Annotated in this window: 16 protein-coding genes; 2 read left to right on the top strand and 14 right to left on the bottom strand. The window is 67.6% G+C overall.

The genetic code is table 11. The features are described from left to right. Window positions 1-30 precede the first annotated feature (30 nt). From ugpE to JMF86_RS01575, 10 genes are all read right to left on the bottom strand, one after another. A complete protein-coding gene (ugpE, locus tag JMF86_RS01620; RefSeq protein WP_006477155.1) occupies window positions 31-876 on the bottom strand; it encodes a sn-glycerol-3-phosphate ABC transporter permease UgpE in 846 nt (281 codons plus the stop codon). Next, complete coding sequence (gene ugpA / locus JMF86_RS01615) at window positions 873-1757, bottom strand: sn-glycerol-3-phosphate ABC transporter permease UgpA (protein WP_011546626.1); 885 nt, start codon at window positions 1755-1757, stop codon at window positions 873-875. The genes ugpE and ugpA overlap by 4 nt, the downstream gene beginning before the upstream one ends. Window positions 1758-1853: 96 nt before the next feature. Beyond that, window positions 1854-3188 (bottom strand): sn-glycerol-3-phosphate ABC transporter substrate-binding protein UgpB, encoded by a 1335-nt coding sequence (ugpB, locus tag JMF86_RS01610; protein WP_054928288.1) that lies wholly within the window; start codon window positions 3186-3188, stop codon window positions 1854-1856. A gap of 88 nt (window positions 3189-3276) precedes the next feature. After that, window positions 3277-4485, bottom strand: coding sequence for a deoxyguanosinetriphosphate triphosphohydrolase (locus JMF86_RS01605; protein WP_011546628.1), 1209 nt, complete (start codon window positions 4483-4485; stop codon window positions 3277-3279). Between the two features lie 41 nt (window positions 4486-4526). Continuing rightward, window positions 4527-5606, bottom strand: a complete 1080-nt coding sequence (gene aroB, locus JMF86_RS01600) for a 3-dehydroquinate synthase (protein ID WP_054928287.1) — start codon at window positions 5604-5606, stop codon at window positions 4527-4529. After that, the gene (gene aroK / locus JMF86_RS01595) at window positions 5603-6157 is read right to left on the bottom strand and encodes a shikimate kinase AroK (RefSeq protein WP_054928286.1); all 555 of its coding nucleotides are present in this window, start codon (window positions 6155-6157) and stop codon (window positions 5603-5605) included. Before aroK ends, aroB begins: the two co-directional genes overlap by 4 nt. A 40-nt stretch (window positions 6158-6197) precedes the next feature. Continuing rightward, window positions 6198-7829, bottom strand: coding sequence for a type IV pilus secretin PilQ (locus tag JMF86_RS01590; RefSeq protein ID WP_054928285.1), 1632 nt, complete (start codon window positions 7827-7829; stop codon window positions 6198-6200). After that, on the bottom strand, window positions 7826-8692 hold the full coding sequence (locus JMF86_RS01585) for a hypothetical protein (protein WP_054928284.1): 867 nt from the start codon (window positions 8690-8692) through the stop codon (window positions 7826-7828). Before JMF86_RS01585 ends, JMF86_RS01590 begins: the two co-directional genes overlap by 4 nt. After that, the gene (locus JMF86_RS01580) at window positions 8689-9333 is read right to left on the bottom strand and encodes a hypothetical protein (protein WP_011546631.1); all 645 of its coding nucleotides are present in this window, start codon (window positions 9331-9333) and stop codon (window positions 8689-8691) included. Before JMF86_RS01580 ends, JMF86_RS01585 begins: the two co-directional genes overlap by 4 nt. After that, complete coding sequence (locus JMF86_RS01575) at window positions 9333-10256, bottom strand: competence protein ComA (RefSeq protein ID WP_011546632.1); 924 nt, start codon at window positions 10254-10256, stop codon at window positions 9333-9335. The genes JMF86_RS01580 and JMF86_RS01575 overlap by 1 nt, the downstream gene beginning before the upstream one ends. A 220-nt stretch (window positions 10257-10476) precedes the next feature. Here JMF86_RS01575 and JMF86_RS01570 point away from each other — a divergent pair, with 220 nt between their 5' ends. Continuing rightward, window positions 10477-12870: a penicillin-binding protein 1A gene (locus tag JMF86_RS01570; protein WP_027809236.1), complete on the top strand. Its 2394-nt coding sequence runs from the start codon at window positions 10477-10479 to the stop codon at window positions 12868-12870. 81 nt (window positions 12871-12951) lie between these two features. On the opposite strand, the gene cyaY is transcribed toward JMF86_RS01570, so the two are convergent. Continuing rightward, complete coding sequence (cyaY, locus tag JMF86_RS01565) at window positions 12952-13278, bottom strand: iron donor protein CyaY (RefSeq protein WP_011546634.1); 327 nt, start codon at window positions 13276-13278, stop codon at window positions 12952-12954. Between the two features lie 36 nt (window positions 13279-13314). Between cyaY and JMF86_RS01560 the strand changes: the two genes are divergently transcribed. Next, window positions 13315-13593: a lipoprotein gene (locus JMF86_RS01560; RefSeq protein WP_054928283.1), complete on the top strand. Its 279-nt coding sequence runs from the start codon at window positions 13315-13317 to the stop codon at window positions 13591-13593. Between the two features lie 94 nt (window positions 13594-13687). On the opposite strand, the gene msrQ is transcribed toward JMF86_RS01560, so the two are convergent. The 3 genes from msrQ to ccsB form a co-directional block, all read right to left on the bottom strand. Further along, a complete protein-coding gene (gene msrQ / locus JMF86_RS01555) occupies window positions 13688-14374 on the bottom strand; it encodes a protein-methionine-sulfoxide reductase heme-binding subunit MsrQ (protein WP_175809233.1) in 687 nt (228 codons plus the stop codon). Window positions 14375-14394: 20 nt separating this feature from the next. Next, complete coding sequence (gene msrP / locus JMF86_RS01550; protein ID WP_175809230.1) at window positions 14395-15390, bottom strand: protein-methionine-sulfoxide reductase catalytic subunit MsrP; 996 nt, start codon at window positions 15388-15390, stop codon at window positions 14395-14397. Window positions 15391-15549: 159 nt separating this feature from the next. Continuing rightward, window positions 15550-16740: a c-type cytochrome biogenesis protein CcsB gene (gene ccsB / locus JMF86_RS01545; RefSeq protein WP_175809228.1), complete on the bottom strand. Its 1191-nt coding sequence runs from the start codon at window positions 16738-16740 to the stop codon at window positions 15550-15552.

Here is a 16740-nt window from a genome sequence, read left to right as displayed (position 1 = left end):
ACCTGGTCCTTCTCCCGGTTACCGTGGGGGTTATTTTTCGGAATCGACGAGGCCGCGCACGAACCAGCGCTGCATCGCCAGCACGACGACGAGCGGCGGAATCATCGCCAGCAGCAGCGCCGCCATCACGTATTGCCATTCGGTCGCGGCGTCGCCGCTCGCGATCATCGTCTTGATGCCCACCACCGCCGTCGACAGCGACGCTTCCGTCGTGATCAGGATCGGCCACAGATACTGGTTCCAGCCGTAGATGAAGGTGATCACGAACAGCGCGGCGATGCTCGTCTTCGACAGCGGCAGCACGACGTCCCAGAAGAAGCGCAGCGGCCCCGCGCCGTCGATGCGCGCGGCATCCATCAGTTCGTCGGGCAGCGTCATGAAGAACTGGCGGAACAGGAACGTCGCGGTGGCCGACGCGATCAGCGGCAGCGAGAGCCCGGCGTAGGTGTTCGTCAGGTGCAGCGTCGACACGACCTGCACGGTCGGGAAGATCCGCACTTCCACCGGCAGCATCAGCGTGATGAAGATCAGCCAGAACGCCGTGTTGCGAAACGGGAAGCGGAAATAGACGATCGCGTATGCGGACAGGATCGACACCGCGATCTTGCCGACCGCGATGCCGAGCGCCATCGCGAAGCTGTTCACGAGCAAACGGCCGAACGGCGCCGTCGTGCCGCCGCTGCCGTGCCCCCAGATGTACGCGACGTTCTCGAACAGGTGCGTGCTCGGCACGAGCGACAGCGGCACCGTCAACACTTCCTGCGCGTTCATCGTCGCCGCGCAGAACGCGACGTAGACAGGGAACACGATCAGCACCACGCCCGCGATCAGCACCGCGTGGCAGAACAGGTCGAAGCCCTTGCGATTTTCGATCATGCGTATTGCACCCTGCGTTCGACGAAGCGGAACTGGATCACCGTGAGCGCGACGACGATGATCATCAGCACGACCGACTGCGCGCCCGAGCTGCCGATGTCGAGCCCCTGGAAGCCCTCCGCGAAGATCTTGTAGATCAGCGTCCTGGTGCTCTGCGCCGGGCCGCCGCCGGTGGCCGCGTCGATCACCGGGAAGGTGTCGAAGAATGCGTAGACGAGGTTCACGACCAGCAGGAAGAAACTCGTCGGCGACAGCAGCGGCAGCACGATGTTGAAGAAGCGCCGCACCGGCCCCGCACCGTCGATCGCCGCCGCCTCGATCAGCGAGCGCGGAATCGCCTGCAGCCCCGCGTAGAAGAACAGGAAGTTGTAGCTCACCTGCTTCCACACCGACGCCAGCACGACGAGGAACATCGCCTGCTCGCCGTTCAGCGCATGGTTCCACACGATGCCGCCCTTCGCGAGCGCATATGTGATCAGGCCGATGCTCGGGTTGAACAGGAATGCCCACAGCACGGCCGCGATCGTCGGTGCGACCGCGTACGGCCAGATCAGCAGCGTGCGGTACACGCGCGCGCCGCGGATCACGCGGTCGGCGCACGCGGCGAGCAGCAGCGACACGACGAGCCCGCTCACCGTGACCAGCGAACTGAACACGAGCGTCGTGCGCATCGAATCGAGATACAGCGGATCGGCGAACAGGTGCGTGAAGTTCGCGAGGCCGACGAATTCGCTCGACGTGCCGAACGCGTCCTGCGTCTGCGTGGACTGCCACAGCGCGACGCCGGCCGGCCACAGGAAGAACACGGCGGTGATCGCGAGCTGCGGCGCGATCAGCAGGTACGGCACCGGGCTCGTACCGAAACGGGAACGGGATTGCATCGCGGATATCCGGTCAGGCGAAACGGAAAGGAAACCGCGCCGCCGGACGGCATGCGCTGACGCGCGATACCGCCGGCGGCACGAGGCGATGCGTGCTCAGCCGCCCGACTTCTCGAAGCGGCGCAGCAGTTCGTCGCCGCGCGACGCAGCCGAATCGAGCGCGTCCTTCGGCGACTTCTTCTGCGCCCAGACCTGTTCGAACTCCTCGTCGACCACCGTGCGGATCTGCGGCATGTTGCCCAGGCGCAGCCCCTTCGTGTACGGCAGCGGCGGCTTGTTCAGCATCTGCTTGATCGCGGTTTCGGCGCTCGGGTTCTTCGCGTAGAAGCCCTGCTGGCGCGTCAGGTCGTACGCGGCGGTCGTGACCGGCAGGTAGCCGGTGTCCTGGTGCCACTTCGCGGCGACCGCGGGCGAAGCCAGGTAAGAGAGGAATTTCGCGACGCCCTTGTAGGTCGCCGGGTCCTTGCCGGCCAGCACCCACAGGCTCGCGCCGCCGATGATCGCGTTCTGCGGCGCGCCCTTCACGTTCGCGTCGTACGGCAGCATGCCCGTGCCGTAGCTGAACTTCGCGAATTTCTGCACGTTCGCGAGCGCGCCCGACGACGTCGTGAGGATCCCGCAGTCGCCGCTGTAGAACTTCGCCGACGCTTCGTCCTTGCGGCCCGCGTACGTGAACGTGCCGTCCTTCGCCATCTGCTGGAGGAAGGAGATGTGTTCGATCTGCTGCGGCTTGTTGAACTCGAGCACGGCGTCGGTACCGTCGAAGCCGTTGTTGCGGCTCGCGAACGGCAGCCCGTGCCACGCGCTGTAGTTTTCGAGCTGGATCCAGCCTTGCCAGCCGGTCGTGAAGCCGCACGCCATCCCCGACTTGCGCAGCTTCTCGGCATCCGCCTTCACGTCGGCCCACGTCTTCGGCGGCTGGTTCGGATCGAGGCCCGCCTTCTTGAACGCGTCCTTGTTGTAGTACAGCACCGGCGTCGAGCTGTTGAACGGCATCGACACGAGGTGGCCCGTCTTCGCGTCGCTGTAGTAACTCGCAATGGTCGGCACGAACGCCTTTTCGTCGAGCGTCACGCCGGCCTGCTTGAACACGTCGTAGACCGGCACGACCGCCTTCTTCGCCTGCATCATCGTCGCCGTGCCGACTTCATAGACCTGGAGGATCGCCGGCGCGTTGCCGCTGCGATAGGCCGCGATGCCCGCTGCGAGCGCCTGGTCGTAAGTGCCCTTGAAGACCGGCACGATCTTGTAGTCGCTTTGCGACGCGTTGAACTGGTCGGCGATCGCATTGACCCGCTCGCCGAGCGCGGCCTCCATCGCATGCCAGAACTGGATTTCCGTCGCGGCGAGCGCCACGTGCTGTGCCCCGAACATCAGCGCGCCGCCGAGCGCGATCGAACGAACCAGTGTCCCCGCAGGCTTCTTCTTCATCGACCTCTCCTATGAAAACGTTACCAACAGCGTGTGCAACATTCCCGTCGCCATTGAACCGGCGAAGTCTAGTGATCGTTTGTGACAGTCAGTTGTCGTTGATGACGAACAGGCGCTGATATTCCTTCAGCGCGAAGCGGTCGGTCATGCCGGCGATGTAGTGCGCGACGAGACGCGGCTGCTGCGCCGCGTCGTCGGACTGGTACGGCGGCGGCAGCAGGCGCGGATCGTCGATGAACGCGTCGAACAACCCGGTGACGACGCGTTGCGCCTTGCTCGCCATGCGCATCACCTTGTAGTGGCGATACAGGTTCTTGAAGAGGAAGCGCTTGAGGGCCGCCGCCTGCGCGGCGACCTCGGGGCTGTGCGCGACGAGCGGCGGCGCGGCGCGCACGTCGTCGAGCGACGCGGGCGCGACGCGGGCGAGATTGCGCGTCGTCTCGTCGATCAGGTCGACGATCAGCGTGTTGATGATGCGGCGCACCGTCTCGTGCACGAGACGGCGGCCTTCGAGGTGCGGGAATTCGGCGAGCGCCGCTTCGTAGTGGCGCTGCCACAGCTCGACTTCGGCGAGCTGCTCGATCGTGATCAGGCCGGAGCGCAGGCCGTCGTCGACGTCGTGGTTGTTGTAGGCGATTTCATCGGCGATGTTCGCGAGCTGCGCTTCGAGCGACGGCTGGCGACCCTGCAGAAAGCGCTCGCCGAGCGCGCCGAGCTTGCGCGCATTCTCGCGCGAGCAGTGCTTCAGGATGCCTTCGCGCGTCTCGAAACACAGGTTCAGCCCGTTGAACGCGCCGTAGTGCTCCTCGAGCTCGTCGACCACCGCGAGGCTCTGCAGGTTGTGCTCGAAGCCGCCGTGCTCGCGCATGCACGCATTCAGCGCGTCCTGCCCGGCATGGCCGAACGGCGTATGGCCGAGATCGTGCGCGAGCGAGATCGCTTCGACGAGGTCCTCGTTCAGGCGCAGGTTGCGTGCGACCGAGCGCGCGATCTGCGCGACTTCGAGGCTGTGCGTGAGGCGGGTGCGGAACAGGTCGCCTTCGTGATTGACGAAGACCTGCGTCTTGTATTCGAGCCGGCGAAACGCGGTCGAATGGACGATGCGGTCGCGATCGCGCTGGAATTCGGTGCGCGCCGCCGGCGGCGTTTCAGGATGGCGGCGGCCGCGCGACTGCGACGCGTGCGCGGCATACGGAGCGAGATGGGCTTCCAGCGCCGCCAGCGTCGGCGGCTCGGCCACCGGCGCAGCGGATGCGCGGCTGGCTTCGGGCAGTGTGCTGCTGGATGTCTCGCTCACGTCTCCTCCATGTCAGGGGCGCCGGCGAATCCGGGCCGCCGTTAGCGCGTCGTCTTCGCCAGTGTAGCGAATACCGCTTCGTCCGGCGCCTGCGTGATCAGCGTATCGCCGAATCGCTTCAGCAGGATGAACTTGATCGCGCCGGCCTCGGCCTTCTTGTCGACGCGCATCAGGTCCATGTAGCGCGCGTCGCCGAGCGCGGGCCCGCGGGTCGGCAGATGCGCGGCCGCGATCACCGCATCGAGGCGTTGCCGCGACGCTTCATCGAGGAGGCCGAGCCGCACCGACAGGTCGCCCGCCATCACCATCCCGCAGCCGACCGCCTCGCCGTGCAGCCATTCGCCATAGCCGAGCCCGGCCTCGATCGCATGGCCGAACGTGTGGCCGAAGTTCAGGATCGCGCGCAGGCCGCCTTCGCGTTCGTCGGCCGCGACGACGCTCGCCTTGATCTCGCACGAACGCTTCACCGCATGCGCGAGCGCTGCCGGCTCGCGACGGTTCAGCGCCTCGACGTTCGCCTCGATCCAGTCGAAGAACCCGGCATCGGCGATCACGCCCGTCTTGATGACTTCGGCCACGCCCGCCGCCAGCTCGCGATCGGGCAGCGTCGTCAACGCGCCGATGTCCGCGATCACGGCCTGCGGCTGGTAGAACGCGCCGATCATGTTCTTGCCGAGCGGGTGGTTGATGCCCGTCTTGCCGCCGACCGACGAATCGACCTGCGACAGCAGCGTCGTCGGTACCTGGATGAACGGCACGCCGCGCATGTAGCACGCGGCGGCAAAGCCGGTCATGTCGCCGACCACGCCGCCGCCGAGCGCGACGAGCGTCGTCTTGCGATCGGCGTGATCCGTCAGCAGGCCGTCGAAGATCAGGTTCAGCGTTTCCCAGTTCTTGTACGCCTCGCCGTCCGGCAGCACGACCGTCGACACGCGCTTGCCGAGCGGCGCGAGCGCCGCGCGCAGCGCGTCGCCATAGAGCGGATCGACCGTCGTGTTCGTGACGATCGTGACGGACGAACCCTTGATGTGGGGCGCGAACAGCTCGGTGCGGCCGATCAGGCCGGCGCCAATATGAATCGGATAGGCGCGGTCGCCCAGATCGACGTTGACAGTAATCATGCTTGTAGCGGCTTGGCGATGACGCCGGCCAGTTCGAGTTGCATCAGCACCATGTTGACGAGACCGTTGACCGACGGACGGCCGGTCTCGATGACGAAATCCGCGCATTCGCGGTACAGCGGGTCGCGCGCTTCGTACAGCGCTTCGAGACGCCCCTTCGGATCTTCCGTCTGCAACAGCGGGCGGTTCTTGTCCTTGCGCGTGCGCAGCCACAGATCGTGCGGATTGGCGCGCAGGTAGACGACGATGCCGTTGGCTTTCAGGCTGTCGCGATTTTCCGGGCGCAGCACCGCGCCGCCGCCCGTCGCGAGCACGATGTTCTCGCGCTGCGCGAGATCGGCGATCACCTGCGTTTCGCGATCGCGAAACCCGGCCTCGCCCTCCAGCTCGAAGATCACCGGAATGCGCGCGCCCGTGCGGGCCTCGATTTCGTGGTCGGAGTCGAAGAACGTCCTGTCGAGACGACGCGCGACCGCACGGCCCACGGTGGTCTTACCCGCTCCCATAAGGCCGACGAAAAATACGTTTGCATGTGGGTCCCGCGCTTGCAACGGCTTCCTCTGCTTCAATCTTGCTGGTGTGTGGCGCAGCTTACTGGCAAAGCGGCTGCCTTGTCGAGCCTGCGCCGGCGGCTTCCGGCCCCGTTTCCTCGGCATCCGCGTCGCCCGCGCCCGGTGCGCCGCAACGCGCATCGACGACGGTCGGCGTGATGAAAACGACCAGTTCGTTGCGCTGGTCGCGCTGCGCGCGGTGCCGGAAAAGCGCGCCCAGAATCGGTATTTTGCCCAAGAGCGGCACCCGCGTCACATCGTTCCGGTTCAGTTGCTCATAGATGCCGCCGATCGCGACCGTCCCGCCATTCTCGACCTCGACACGCGTTTGCACATGCTTCGTATGGATGGCGGGGCCGGCTCCGGTCGGCTCGCCGACGCTGTCCTTCGTCACGTCGAGATCGAGCACCACGCGCCCGTCCGGCGTGATCTGTGGCTCGACTTCGAGCTTGAGCGTCGCGCGGCGGAACTGCACACCGCTCATGCCGTTGCCGACCTTCGCCTGGTACGGCAGCTCGGAACCCTGTTCGACGATGGCCTTGACGCGATCGGCCGTCACCACCCGCGGACGCGAAACGATCTGGCCCCGTCCCTGCGCCTCGAGCGCGCTCAGTTCGATGTCGAGTACGCGGCTGAGTGGCGCGGCGAACAGCGTGAAACCGGCGGTCGCCGCGTCGAACCCGCCCAGCGGCCGCGCGGCAAGGTCGAGCGCGTTGCGTGCGTTCGCCGTGAAGGACGCGCCTTCGGCCGCTGGCGGCCGCCCCTGCGCACGCAGCGCGACGCGGGCCCCGAGGTTGCGCGAGAAACCCTGCTCGCCTTCGACGATGCGGGCCTCGATCCGGACCTGCCGCGACGGCCGGTCGATCGCATCGATCAGGCCCGCGATCTGCGTGATGCGCGGCGCGAGATCGGTGACGAACAGCAGGTTCGTGCGGGGATCGGCCGCAGCAGCACCGCGCTTCGACAGCAGACGCTGGCCGGTCGCGCCGGCCAGCAGCCGTTGCACGTCCTGCGCGCGCGGATAGTGCAGCACGAACGTACGGCTAGCGAGTGGCTCCAGATCGGCGGCCCGCGCATGCATTTCGAAGCGCTCGCGTTCGCGCGCGGCCAGCTCGGCCGCCGGTGTCACCCAGATCACGTTGCCGCGCCGGGACATCGCGAGCCCGTGCGTGTCGAGCAGCGTGTCGAACGCCTCGCGCCAGCGGACATTATTCAGACGTAACGTCACCGTGCCGCGCACCTGCTCGCCGACGACGATATTGAGCCCCGTGAACCGCGCGATCGCGTCGAATGCGGCCGCGAGCCCGACACCCTGCAGATTCAGCGAGATCCGCCGCGCGTCGTCCGCATCGCCCGGTTGCCGGGCCGCCGCGTCGCTCATCCGGGCCGGCGGCGCCAACGGGATCGGCGGCCCCTCCAGCGTGGGGGTCGTTGCGGCGGTTTCCGTCGGCAGTGCCGTGCGCGCCGCCTGATCGAATGGCGGCGGGCCGGCGTCCTGCGCTACCGCACCGTCCCCGCCGTCGGCCACGCGCAGCGGCTGCGGCAAGTCCGGCACCGACACATCCGTCGCCCCGGCGGGCCAGACCGCGGGCAGCGGCGGCAACGACGCGCCGGCGTCGGCCGCCGTCACGCCGGCCCAGATGGCAAATAGCCAACAGCCGTGTTTCGTCATGGCCGGCCTCCGTCGTCCAGGACGAGCCGCTGCGCTCCGTCCGCCGTCGCAAGCGTCACGGCCGCGCGCTCGACGCGCACCACGCGCGCGGCCCCGAGCAGGTCGCCAGGCGCGACGGCGGTGAACGCGCCATCGCCGTCGTCGAACAACGCGAGACCGGCGCGCGCGTCGCGAATCGTGCCGGCAAGGCGCGCCGTGTGCCCCGCCGCTTCGGCCGGGCCAGCCTCGCCGAACGGATCTGCGTCGGGCGCCGCCGCGCGAACCGGCGTGTTGTCCGGAGCAGCCGTTGTCGCCGGCAGCGCCGGAAACACGTCGACGGACATGTCCACCCGCGCCGCCGCCATGCCACGCTCGATACGCAGCGCCGTCGGTACCGCCAGCACCGGGAAGCGCGCGAGCCCGCCAACCATGTGCAGCAGCGCGCGAAAACCGCCATCCGCGGCGATGTGCACGGTGCGCCGGCCATCCGGTTCCGCGCCATCGGCGCGCTGCGGTTCGATCGATACGCCGCGCAGCCCGCTCGACGCGGCGAGATCGGCCAGTTCCAGCATCAGTGCCGCCCATTCCGGCGCATGCGGCGAATGATCGTCGCGCGTCGACGCACGATGTCCGTCGCGTCGTTGTCCCGCGGCAGCGAGCATACGCTGCGCGTCGGCCGCGCGCGCCTGCGCTGCGGCGAGCAACGCGCGACTATGGGTCAGCCCGCTCCAGTCGGCGGCATTCGCCAGATGAATGCCGCCAGCCAGCACGGCCACGAATGCCAGTACACACCCCGTGGCATGCACGGCCGCCGGCGACACGCGCGGCAGGCCGCCCGACCCGGCGCCTCCGCGCAGCGCCGGCCGATGCACGAGCGCGGTCATGCGCCACCTCCCGATACCGTCCGCGACGACATCGCGTCGTGCCAGCGCAACTGCACCGAGAACCGGAACGGCATCCAGGCCGTGGCAGCCGGCGCGTCCGAGGCAGGCTTCAACGTCTCTATATCGATCCGCCAGTCGCGCTGCTCGCGCGCCATCGCGGCGAGCCACCGCGCAGCTGCCCGGTAACTCGCGGCACGTGCATCGAGCACGGCGCCGGTCGACGTCATGCGCAGCGCGTCGAGCCGGATATGATCGGCACGCACCTGCATGAGGGTCGCGAGCAACCCTGCCACGCGCCGGTAGGGCGCGGCCAGCGCAGCCGCTTGCGCGTCGCGCTGCGCGACGGCGGCAGCGGCATTGGCGGCGCGTGTCGCAGCCGCCACCTGGGGCTGCAACTGCCGCAGCCGCGTCTCCACGCTGGCACGCTCGGCGTCCACCCGCCACCGCGACAACCCGGCAGCGCCCGTCCACAGGCCGGCGCCGAGCACGCCGAGCAGGATCGCGACACCGCACTGCGCGACCCGGCGACGCCGCAACGCCTGCGCCAATCGCTCGCGGTACGGCAGCAGGTTGAAGTCGCCGAGTACCGCCTGCCCGGGCGCAACCGCCGCGGCCCCGCTCGCCGCCACGTGACCGGCCATCATTCCCACACCCCGCGCAACGCCAGCCCGAATGCGACGGCAAACGCCGGGCCGCCCGGCATGCCGGCGCGCGCGCACGGCTGGCCGTCCCACCCCGTGCAGTCGAACGGCACCACCGCCGTGCCGAGCACATCGCCAATCTCGGCGACGGACGTGTCGAAGCGGGCGATACATCGCTCGTCCCCGGCGACGAATACGCAACCCACGGCTCCGAGCACGCGCCGGCGCAATGCATCGGGAAGCGCTTCCGGCAACGTACCGGACAGGGTGAGCACCGAGACAGCCGACCGGCCCTCGATGCGCCAGCCGCGCACGCCCGCGTCACAGAACCACAGCACGGCGTAGGCACCCTGCGCGTCGAGTTCGAACTGCGCGGCATAGTGCAGCGCGCGCAGCACGGCAACCGACTCGCCGTCGATCACCGTCAGGTCGATACCGGCCTGGGCGGCCACGTCGATCCGCCGTTCGAGCAGCGCCAGCGGCGCCACCGCCACCGCGATCTCGCCGGACCGCACGCCGCCGTAATGCCGCCAGTCGAACGCCAGACTATCCGGCGCCAGCCCCGAAATGCGTTCGGCCGCTTGCCGCGCGGCGTCCGGGATGTCGCCGCGCCCGGCCAGATCGAGCGTCGCGGTACGCATCTCGTCATCGTGCAGCGCCATCACGCCGCGCACGTCGCACTGCACATCAGACGCCGATAGCCGTGACACGGCGGCCGCCAGCGACCGCGCGACGGCTGCCCAACGCGCGTCTTCCGGCCCGCCCGCCAACCCGACCGGCTCCCGCTCGAGCCCCTCGACGCGCACGTTCGCGCACTTGCCGCGCCGGCTCACCACGGCCACCCTCACCTCGTGCGCACCGACGTCGATTCCCGTCGACCGGTACCTGCCCTGTGCAAACCGTGCCACCCATCGTCCTGCCATCCCAGCCTCCCGAGATCGTCGCGGCCCACGCCGCGTTTCCGAGACCTGATTCTGCAAAGCGATGCGTGCGGCCGACAGTCGGCCAAACGGCCAGCATCTGCTCGCGGCGGCCGCGCACGGACTTATGCTGACGGCACGCCGACCGCGGCTTTCCGACGGGCGGCCCCCGCGTCAGGACCGGTCTTACCGGGCAGCTATAATCGCGGGACTGTTTTCCGGTATGCCTATGCAATCCACGACTCCTACGTCCCCGCCTCCCGCCCCGGAGCCGAAGAAGCGGCCCTGGTGGCAAAAAGTCCTGCTCGGCTTCGCCGCGATGTGCGTGGCCCTCGTCGTGGCCGGCGGCCTCGTGCTCGGCTACGCGCTCGTCGTGGCCTGGCCGAACATGCCGTCGCTCGACGCGCTGACCGACTACCGCCCGAAGGTGCCGCTGCGCATCTATACGTCCGATCATGTGCTGATCGGCGAATTCGGCGAGGAGCGCCGCGACGTCGTCCATTTCAAGGACGTGCCCGACTCGCTGAAGAAGGCGATCCTCGCGATCGAGGACGCACGCTTCTACGATCACGGCGGCGTCGACCTCACCGGCATCATCCGCGCCGGCTTCGTCGCGCTGACGAACGGCCACGCGTCGCAGGGCGCGAGCACGATCACGATGCAGGTCGCGCGCAACTTCTTCCTGTCGAGCGAGAAGACCTACACGCGCAAGATCTACGAGATGCTGCTCGCGTACCGGATCGAGCGCGCGCTGACGAAGGATCAGATTCTCGAGGTCTACATGAATCAGATCTATCTCGGCCAGCGCGCGTACGGCTTCGCGAGCGCCGCGCGGGTCTATTTCGGCAAGGACCTGAAGGACATCACGCTCGCGGAAGCCGCAATGCTCGCGGGGCTGCCGAAGGCGCCGTCCGCGTATAACCCGGTCGTCAACCCGAAGCGCGCGAAGGTGCGCCAGGAATACATCCTGCAGCGGATGCTCGAGCTGAACTTCATCACGCGCGAGCAGTACGACGAAGCCGCCGCGCAGCCGCTCGTCGTCAAGGGGCCGGGCCGCGATTTCAGCGTGCACGCCGAGTACGTCGCGGAAATGGTCAGACAGATGATGTACGCGCAGTATCGCGAGGAAACCTACACGCGCGGCTTCAACGTCGTCACGACGATCGATTCCGCGGACCAGCAGGTCGCGTACACCGCGCTGCGCAAGGGCATCATGGATTACGAGCGCCGCCACGGCTATCGCGGGCCGGAAGGCTTCATCGAGCTGCCGGCCGGCGCCGACGATCGCGAACAGGCGATCGACGACGCGCTGCTCGAGCATCCCGACAACGGCGAACTGATCGCCGCGGTCGTGACGGCCGCGAGCCCGCGCCAGATCACGGTGGCGTTCATCGACGGCAGCACGGCGACGATCGAGGGCGACAACCTGCGCTTCGCGTCGGGCGCGCTGTCGGCCAACGCGCAGCCGAACCGCCGCATCCGCCCGGGTGCGATCGTCCGCGTCGTGAAGAACGACGCCGGCAAATGGTCGATCACGCAGTTGCCGCAGGTCGAAGGCGCGTTCCTGTCGATCGTCCCGCAGGACGGGGCGATCCGCTCGCTCGTCGGCGGCTTCGACTACAACAAGAACAAGTTCAACCACGTCACGCAGGCGTGGCGGCAACCGGGTTCGTCGTTCAAGCCGTTCATCTACTCGGCGTCGCTCGACAAGGGCCTCGGGCCGGCGACCGTGATCAACGACGGCCCGCTGTATTTCAGCGCCGCGGAAACGGGCGGCCAGCCGTGGGAGCCGAAGAACTACGGCGGCGGCTTCGAGGGCCCGATGTCGATGCGCACCGCGCTGCAGCGCTCGCGCAACCTCGTGTCGATCCGGATTCTCAACAACATCGGCACGAAATACGCGCAGCAATACATCACGCGCTTCGGCTTCGACGCCGATCGCCATCCGGCCTACCTGCCGATGGCGCTCGGCGCCGGCCAGGTCACGCCGCTGCAGATGGCCGGCGCGTACTCGGTCTTCGCGAACGGCGGCTATCGCGTCAATCCGTACCTGATCGCCGAGGTCACCGATCCGAACGGCGCGATCGTCGCGCGCGCGCAGCCGCTCGTCGCGGAGCAGAACGCGCCGCGCGCGATCGACGCACGCAACGCCTACGTGATGAACAGCCTGCTGCAGAGTGTCGCGCAGCGCGGCACGGGTGCCCGGACCAACGTGCTCAAGCGCACCGACCTCGCGGGCAAGACCGGCACGACGAACGACTCGCACGACGCGTGGTTCGCCGGCTACCAGCACACGCTCGCCGCAATCGCGTGGATCGGCTACGACAATCCGCGCAGCCTCGGCGATCGCGAAACCGGCGGCGGCCTGTCGCTGCCGGTCTGGATCGAGTACATGGGTGCGGCGCTGAAGGGCGTGCCCGAGTTCAAGCCGACGGTGCCGGACGGTGTCGAATCGCTCGGCGGCGAACTGTACTTCACCGAGTTCACGCCGGGGCACGGCTTCGTGTCGACGGTCGGCGTGCCGCAGGCGCCGGCCGCGCAAAACGTCGACGAGGCCGTGCCGCACGTCGACGAGCAGGAAAAGCAGGACATCATGAACCTGTTCCGCGGCCACTGACGCGCGGCCCGGCCATGAAAAAAGCGCCCCGCGGGGCGCTTTTTCTTTGGGCACGACGCGCGGAGCGCCGCGCCCCGGCCGTCACGCGCTGAACGTGATCGGCAGGCCAGCCTGCTGGGTCGCGTACTCGGTGAGCGCCGAGAAGAACTCGGTACCAGTGCGCGTATCGCGCCATTCGCCGTCGATGAAACGGTAGTGGAATCCGCCTGCCTTCGCGGCGATCCACACTTCCTTCATCGGCGGCTGCAGGTTGACGATGATCTTCGAGCCGTTCTCGAACGTCAGCGTCAGCACGCTGCCGTTGCGCTCCAGATCGATGTCGTGATCGCCGTCGTTCGCGACGTCCACGGTACGCTCGACGGCCGCCAGCACGGCCTCGGCACGGGCCAGGTATTCAGTATCGGACATGCTAAACTCTATCGGTTAAATTGTTCAGGGACGATCATGCGAGTCGTTTTCCGGATGAGCGCGATTGTAGCGGCTTTGGCGATTCTTGCCGGCTGCGGTCAAAGCGGCGCGCTCTATCTGCCCACCGTGCCTCCGATGCCCAAGCCGATCCAGCCGCAGAACACGCCGCCATCGGATGTGAAACCGACCGACGAAAACGCGTCGTCCGACGAGACGCCCGATACGTCCGGCTCGCCGCTCATGCTGTCGCCCGAGCTGTCGAGCAGCGCCTCGACCCTGCCCGCTCCGGCATCGGGCCCGACCGCCACGAAGTAACGACGCGAGGCCGCCCGCGCGGCGCGCGAAACGAGGCGATGACTTCCCGGTCATCGCCTTTTGTTTTTCCAGGGCGTTTTTCCGGGCCGCGCCGTCACGCGCGCACGCGCCGCCATCCCCACGCAACCAGCCGCCAGCCGAGCAGCACGGCGACGATCGCCGCGTAGAACTTCGGCTGCGCGACGTTGTGCTTGCCGGCGCGCATCCACCAGAAGTGCAGCACGCCGAATAGCGCGATCGCATAGATCGCGCTGTGCAGCGTCGCCCAGTGGCGGCCGAGCCTGCGCACCATCGCGCGCGGCGACGTCGCGGCAAGCGGGATCAGCAGCACGAACGCAGCGAAGCCGACCGTGATGAACGGGCGCTTGCCGACGTCCTTCAGGATCGCGACGACGTCGAACCACTTGTCGAACCACAGGTAGGTCGTGAAATGCAGCGTCGCGTAAAAGAACGCGAACAGCCCGATCATCCGGCGAAAGCGCAACAGCGGCGCGAAACCCGTCATGCGCCTGACCGGCGTGACGGCAAGCGTGACGCACAACAGGACGAGCGTCCACAGGCCCGTCGAGCGCGTGATGAACTCGATCGGGTTTGCACCGAGCCGGTCGGTCAGCCCGAACAGCACGAGGCGCGCGAGCGGATAGAGGCCGGCCGCGAACACCAGCACCTTGGCCGGTGCGAGCCAGCGCGGCGCGGCGGGCCGGCTCCCTCCCGCGCGCGCCCCTCGCGCGGCCGGCCCGGTGCTGGCGGCACGCGCAGGCGTGAGCGTCGAAGGAGGCATGTCGTTTCTCACGGTCACGCTCAGAAATTCCTCTTCAGGTCCATGCCCTGATACATCGACGCGACCAGATCGCCGTAGCCGTTGAACATCAGCGTCTTGCGCTTCGGCGTGAAGAAGCCGTCCTCGCCGATGCGCCGCTCGGTGGCCTGGCTCCAGCGCGGATGATCGACGTTCGGGTTCACGTTCGAATAAAAACCGTACTCGTTCGCCGCATACGTGTTCCAGCTCGTCTTCGGCTGCTTGTCGACGAAGCGGATCTTCACGAGCGACTTCGCACTCTTGAAGCCGTACTTCCACGGCACGACGATCCGCACCGGCGCGCCATTCTGGTTCGGCAGCACCTGCCCGTAGACGCCCATCGTCAGCAGCGTCAGCGGATTCATCGCCTCGTCCATCCGCAGCCCTTCCGAATACGGCCAGTCGAGCACCGGCGTCGACAGGCCGGGCATCTGCGACGGATCGGCCAGCGTGATGAACTGCACGTATTTCGCGTTGCCGGTCGGCTGCACGCGCTTGATCAGCTCGGACAGCGGCACGCCGATCCACGGGATCACCATCGACCAGCCCTCGACGCAGCGCAGCCGGTACACGCGCTCCTCGAGCGGCGCGAGCTTCAGCAGCTCGTCGAGATCGAACACCTTCGGGTGCTGCACCTCGCCCTCGACGCTCACCCGCCACGGGCGCGACCGCAGCGTGCCGGCGTTCTGCGCCGGGTCGCTCTTGTCGGTGCCGAATTCGTAGAAGTTGTTGTAGGACGTGATGTCCTTGAACGGCGTCACCTTGTCGATGGCGACGAATTTCGGATTGGTTTTTGCCGCGAGCTTCGCCGCCCGCGGGTCGGGTGACGCATACGCGGCGAGCGCCGCGCCGCTGGTGCCGAACAGGCCGCCCGCCGCCGCGAGGCCGGCGGCCTGCAACACGCGCCGCCGGCTCTCGAATACCGCGCGCGGCGTGATCTCGCTCGACGCGATATCCGCGCCGGTCAGTACGTTACGCAAAGGGCGTTTGATCCACATCGTGCAGCTCCTCCCGCATGCGCGGCGCGCATGCTTCATCAGCGTTCGACCCGGCCCGTCACGCGCCGTTCGACGCCCGGTTCGCCCGCCCGTTACAAAACAAAACCGCCGGGCACGCAGTGCACCGGCGGTCTGATAGTCGGACGAGCAACGGAAATCTTACAGTTTGCCGTAGCTGTGCAGCCCGGACAGGAACATGTTGACGCCGAGGAACGCGAACGTCGTGACCAGCAGGCCGGTGAGCGCCCACCATGCGGCCACCGCGCCGCGCAGGCCCTTCATCAGCCGCATGTGCAGCCACGCCGCGTAGTTCAGCCACACGATCAGCGCCCAGGTTTCCTTCGGGTCCCAGCTCCAGTAGCCGCCCCACGCTTCGGCCGCCCACAGCGCGCCGAGGATCGTCGCGATCGTGAAGAACGCGAAACCGACCGCGATCGACTTGTACATCACGTCGTCGAGCACTTCGAGCGTCGGCAGGCGATCGGCGAGGATGCCGCGTTCCTTCATCAGGTACGCGACCGACACCATCGCCGACAGCGCGAAGCTGCCGTAGCCGATGAAGTTCGCCGGCACGTGGATCTTCATCCACCAGCTTTGCAGCGCCGGCACGAGCGGCTGGATCTGCTGCGCATCGCGCGCGACCGAGTACCACATCAGGAAGCCGACCGCCGCGCTGATGACCAGCAGCACGAACGCGCCGAGCGAACGCGTACCGTAGTGGCCCTCGTAATACAGATAAAGCAGCGCGGTGATCAGGCTGAACAGGACGAACACTTCATACAGGTTCGACACGGGGATATGCCCGACGTCCGCACCGATCAGGTAGGACTCGTACCAGCGCACCATCAACCCCGTGAAGCCCATCAGCACGGCAACCCATGTAAGCTTCTGGCCGATCGCGGCGCCCGTTTCGGAGCGCGCGAGCAGGCCGATCCAGTAGAAGACCGTCGCGAGCACGAACAACGCGCTCATCCACAGGATCGCCGACTGGCTCGACAGGAAGTACTTGAGGAAGAACGCCGAATCGGCGCGGGCGAGATCGCCCTGGTAGATCTGGATCGACAGCAGCGATAGAACGGCGATCGACGCCATCATCAGCCGCGCCGGCTTCCAGCGCCAGCCGAGCGCGACGAGCGCCGGCACGGTGCCGATCATCACCGCCTTGTCGTAATAATCCATGTGCGCGTTGTAGTGCACGAGCGCATAACCCGCGCCCGCCACCAGCGCCAGTGCGAACAGCCAGTCGAACAGCGACAGGCGCGCGAGGAACGGCCGCTCGTCGAACAACGGCGACGATGCCGGCGCCGGAGCCGACGCCGTACGGGAAGAGGAAACTTGCGTGAGATCCAT

Origin of the sequence: Burkholderia sp. E168m15 (genome assembly GCF_016586105.1) — a bacterium.
Lineage (GTDB): Bacteria > Pseudomonadota > Gammaproteobacteria > Burkholderiales > Burkholderiaceae > Burkholderia > Burkholderia orbicola.
Note: the sequence above shows the minus strand (reverse complement) of the source record. Positions and strands in the feature narration are given on the sequence as shown.

Excerpts from the sequence above, each read along its gene's own strand:
- ugpE (WP_006477155.1), bottom strand. The coding sequence starts at position 876 with ATGATCGAAAATCGCAAGGGCTTCGACCTGTTCTGCCACGCGGTGCTG.
- ugpA (WP_011546626.1), bottom strand. The coding sequence starts at position 1,757 with ATGCAATCCCGTTCCCGTTTCGGTACGAGCCCGGTGCCGTACCTGCTG.
- ugpB (WP_054928288.1), bottom strand. The coding sequence starts at position 3,188 with ATGAAGAAGAAGCCTGCGGGGACACTGGTTCGTTCGATCGCGCTCGGC.
- aroB (WP_054928287.1), bottom strand. The coding sequence starts at position 5,606 with ATGATTACTGTCAACGTCGATCTGGGCGACCGCGCCTATCCGATTCAT.
- JMF86_RS01590 (WP_054928285.1), bottom strand. The coding sequence starts at position 7,829 with ATGACGAAACACGGCTGTTGGCTATTTGCCATCTGGGCCGGCGTGACG.
- JMF86_RS01585 (WP_054928284.1), bottom strand. The coding sequence starts at position 8,692 with ATGACCGCGCTCGTGCATCGGCCGGCGCTGCGCGGAGGCGCCGGGTCG.
- JMF86_RS01580 (WP_011546631.1), bottom strand. The coding sequence starts at position 9,333 with ATGGCCGGTCACGTGGCGGCGAGCGGGGCCGCGGCGGTTGCGCCCGGG.
- JMF86_RS01575 (WP_011546632.1), bottom strand. The coding sequence starts at position 10,256 with ATGGCAGGACGATGGGTGGCACGGTTTGCACAGGGCAGGTACCGGTCG.
- JMF86_RS01570 (WP_027809236.1), top strand. The coding sequence starts at position 10,477 with ATGCCTATGCAATCCACGACTCCTACGTCCCCGCCTCCCGCCCCGGAG.
- cyaY (WP_011546634.1), bottom strand. The coding sequence starts at position 13,278 with ATGTCCGATACTGAATACCTGGCCCGTGCCGAGGCCGTGCTGGCGGCC.
- JMF86_RS01560 (WP_054928283.1), top strand. The coding sequence starts at position 13,315 with ATGCGAGTCGTTTTCCGGATGAGCGCGATTGTAGCGGCTTTGGCGATT.
- msrQ (WP_175809233.1), bottom strand. The coding sequence starts at position 14,374 with ATGCCTCCTTCGACGCTCACGCCTGCGCGTGCCGCCAGCACCGGGCCG.
- msrP (WP_175809230.1), bottom strand. The coding sequence starts at position 15,390 with ATGTGGATCAAACGCCCTTTGCGTAACGTACTGACCGGCGCGGATATC.
- ccsB (WP_175809228.1), bottom strand. The coding sequence starts at position 16,740 with ATGGATCTCACGCAAGTTTCCTCTTCCCGTACGGCGTCGGCTCCGGCG.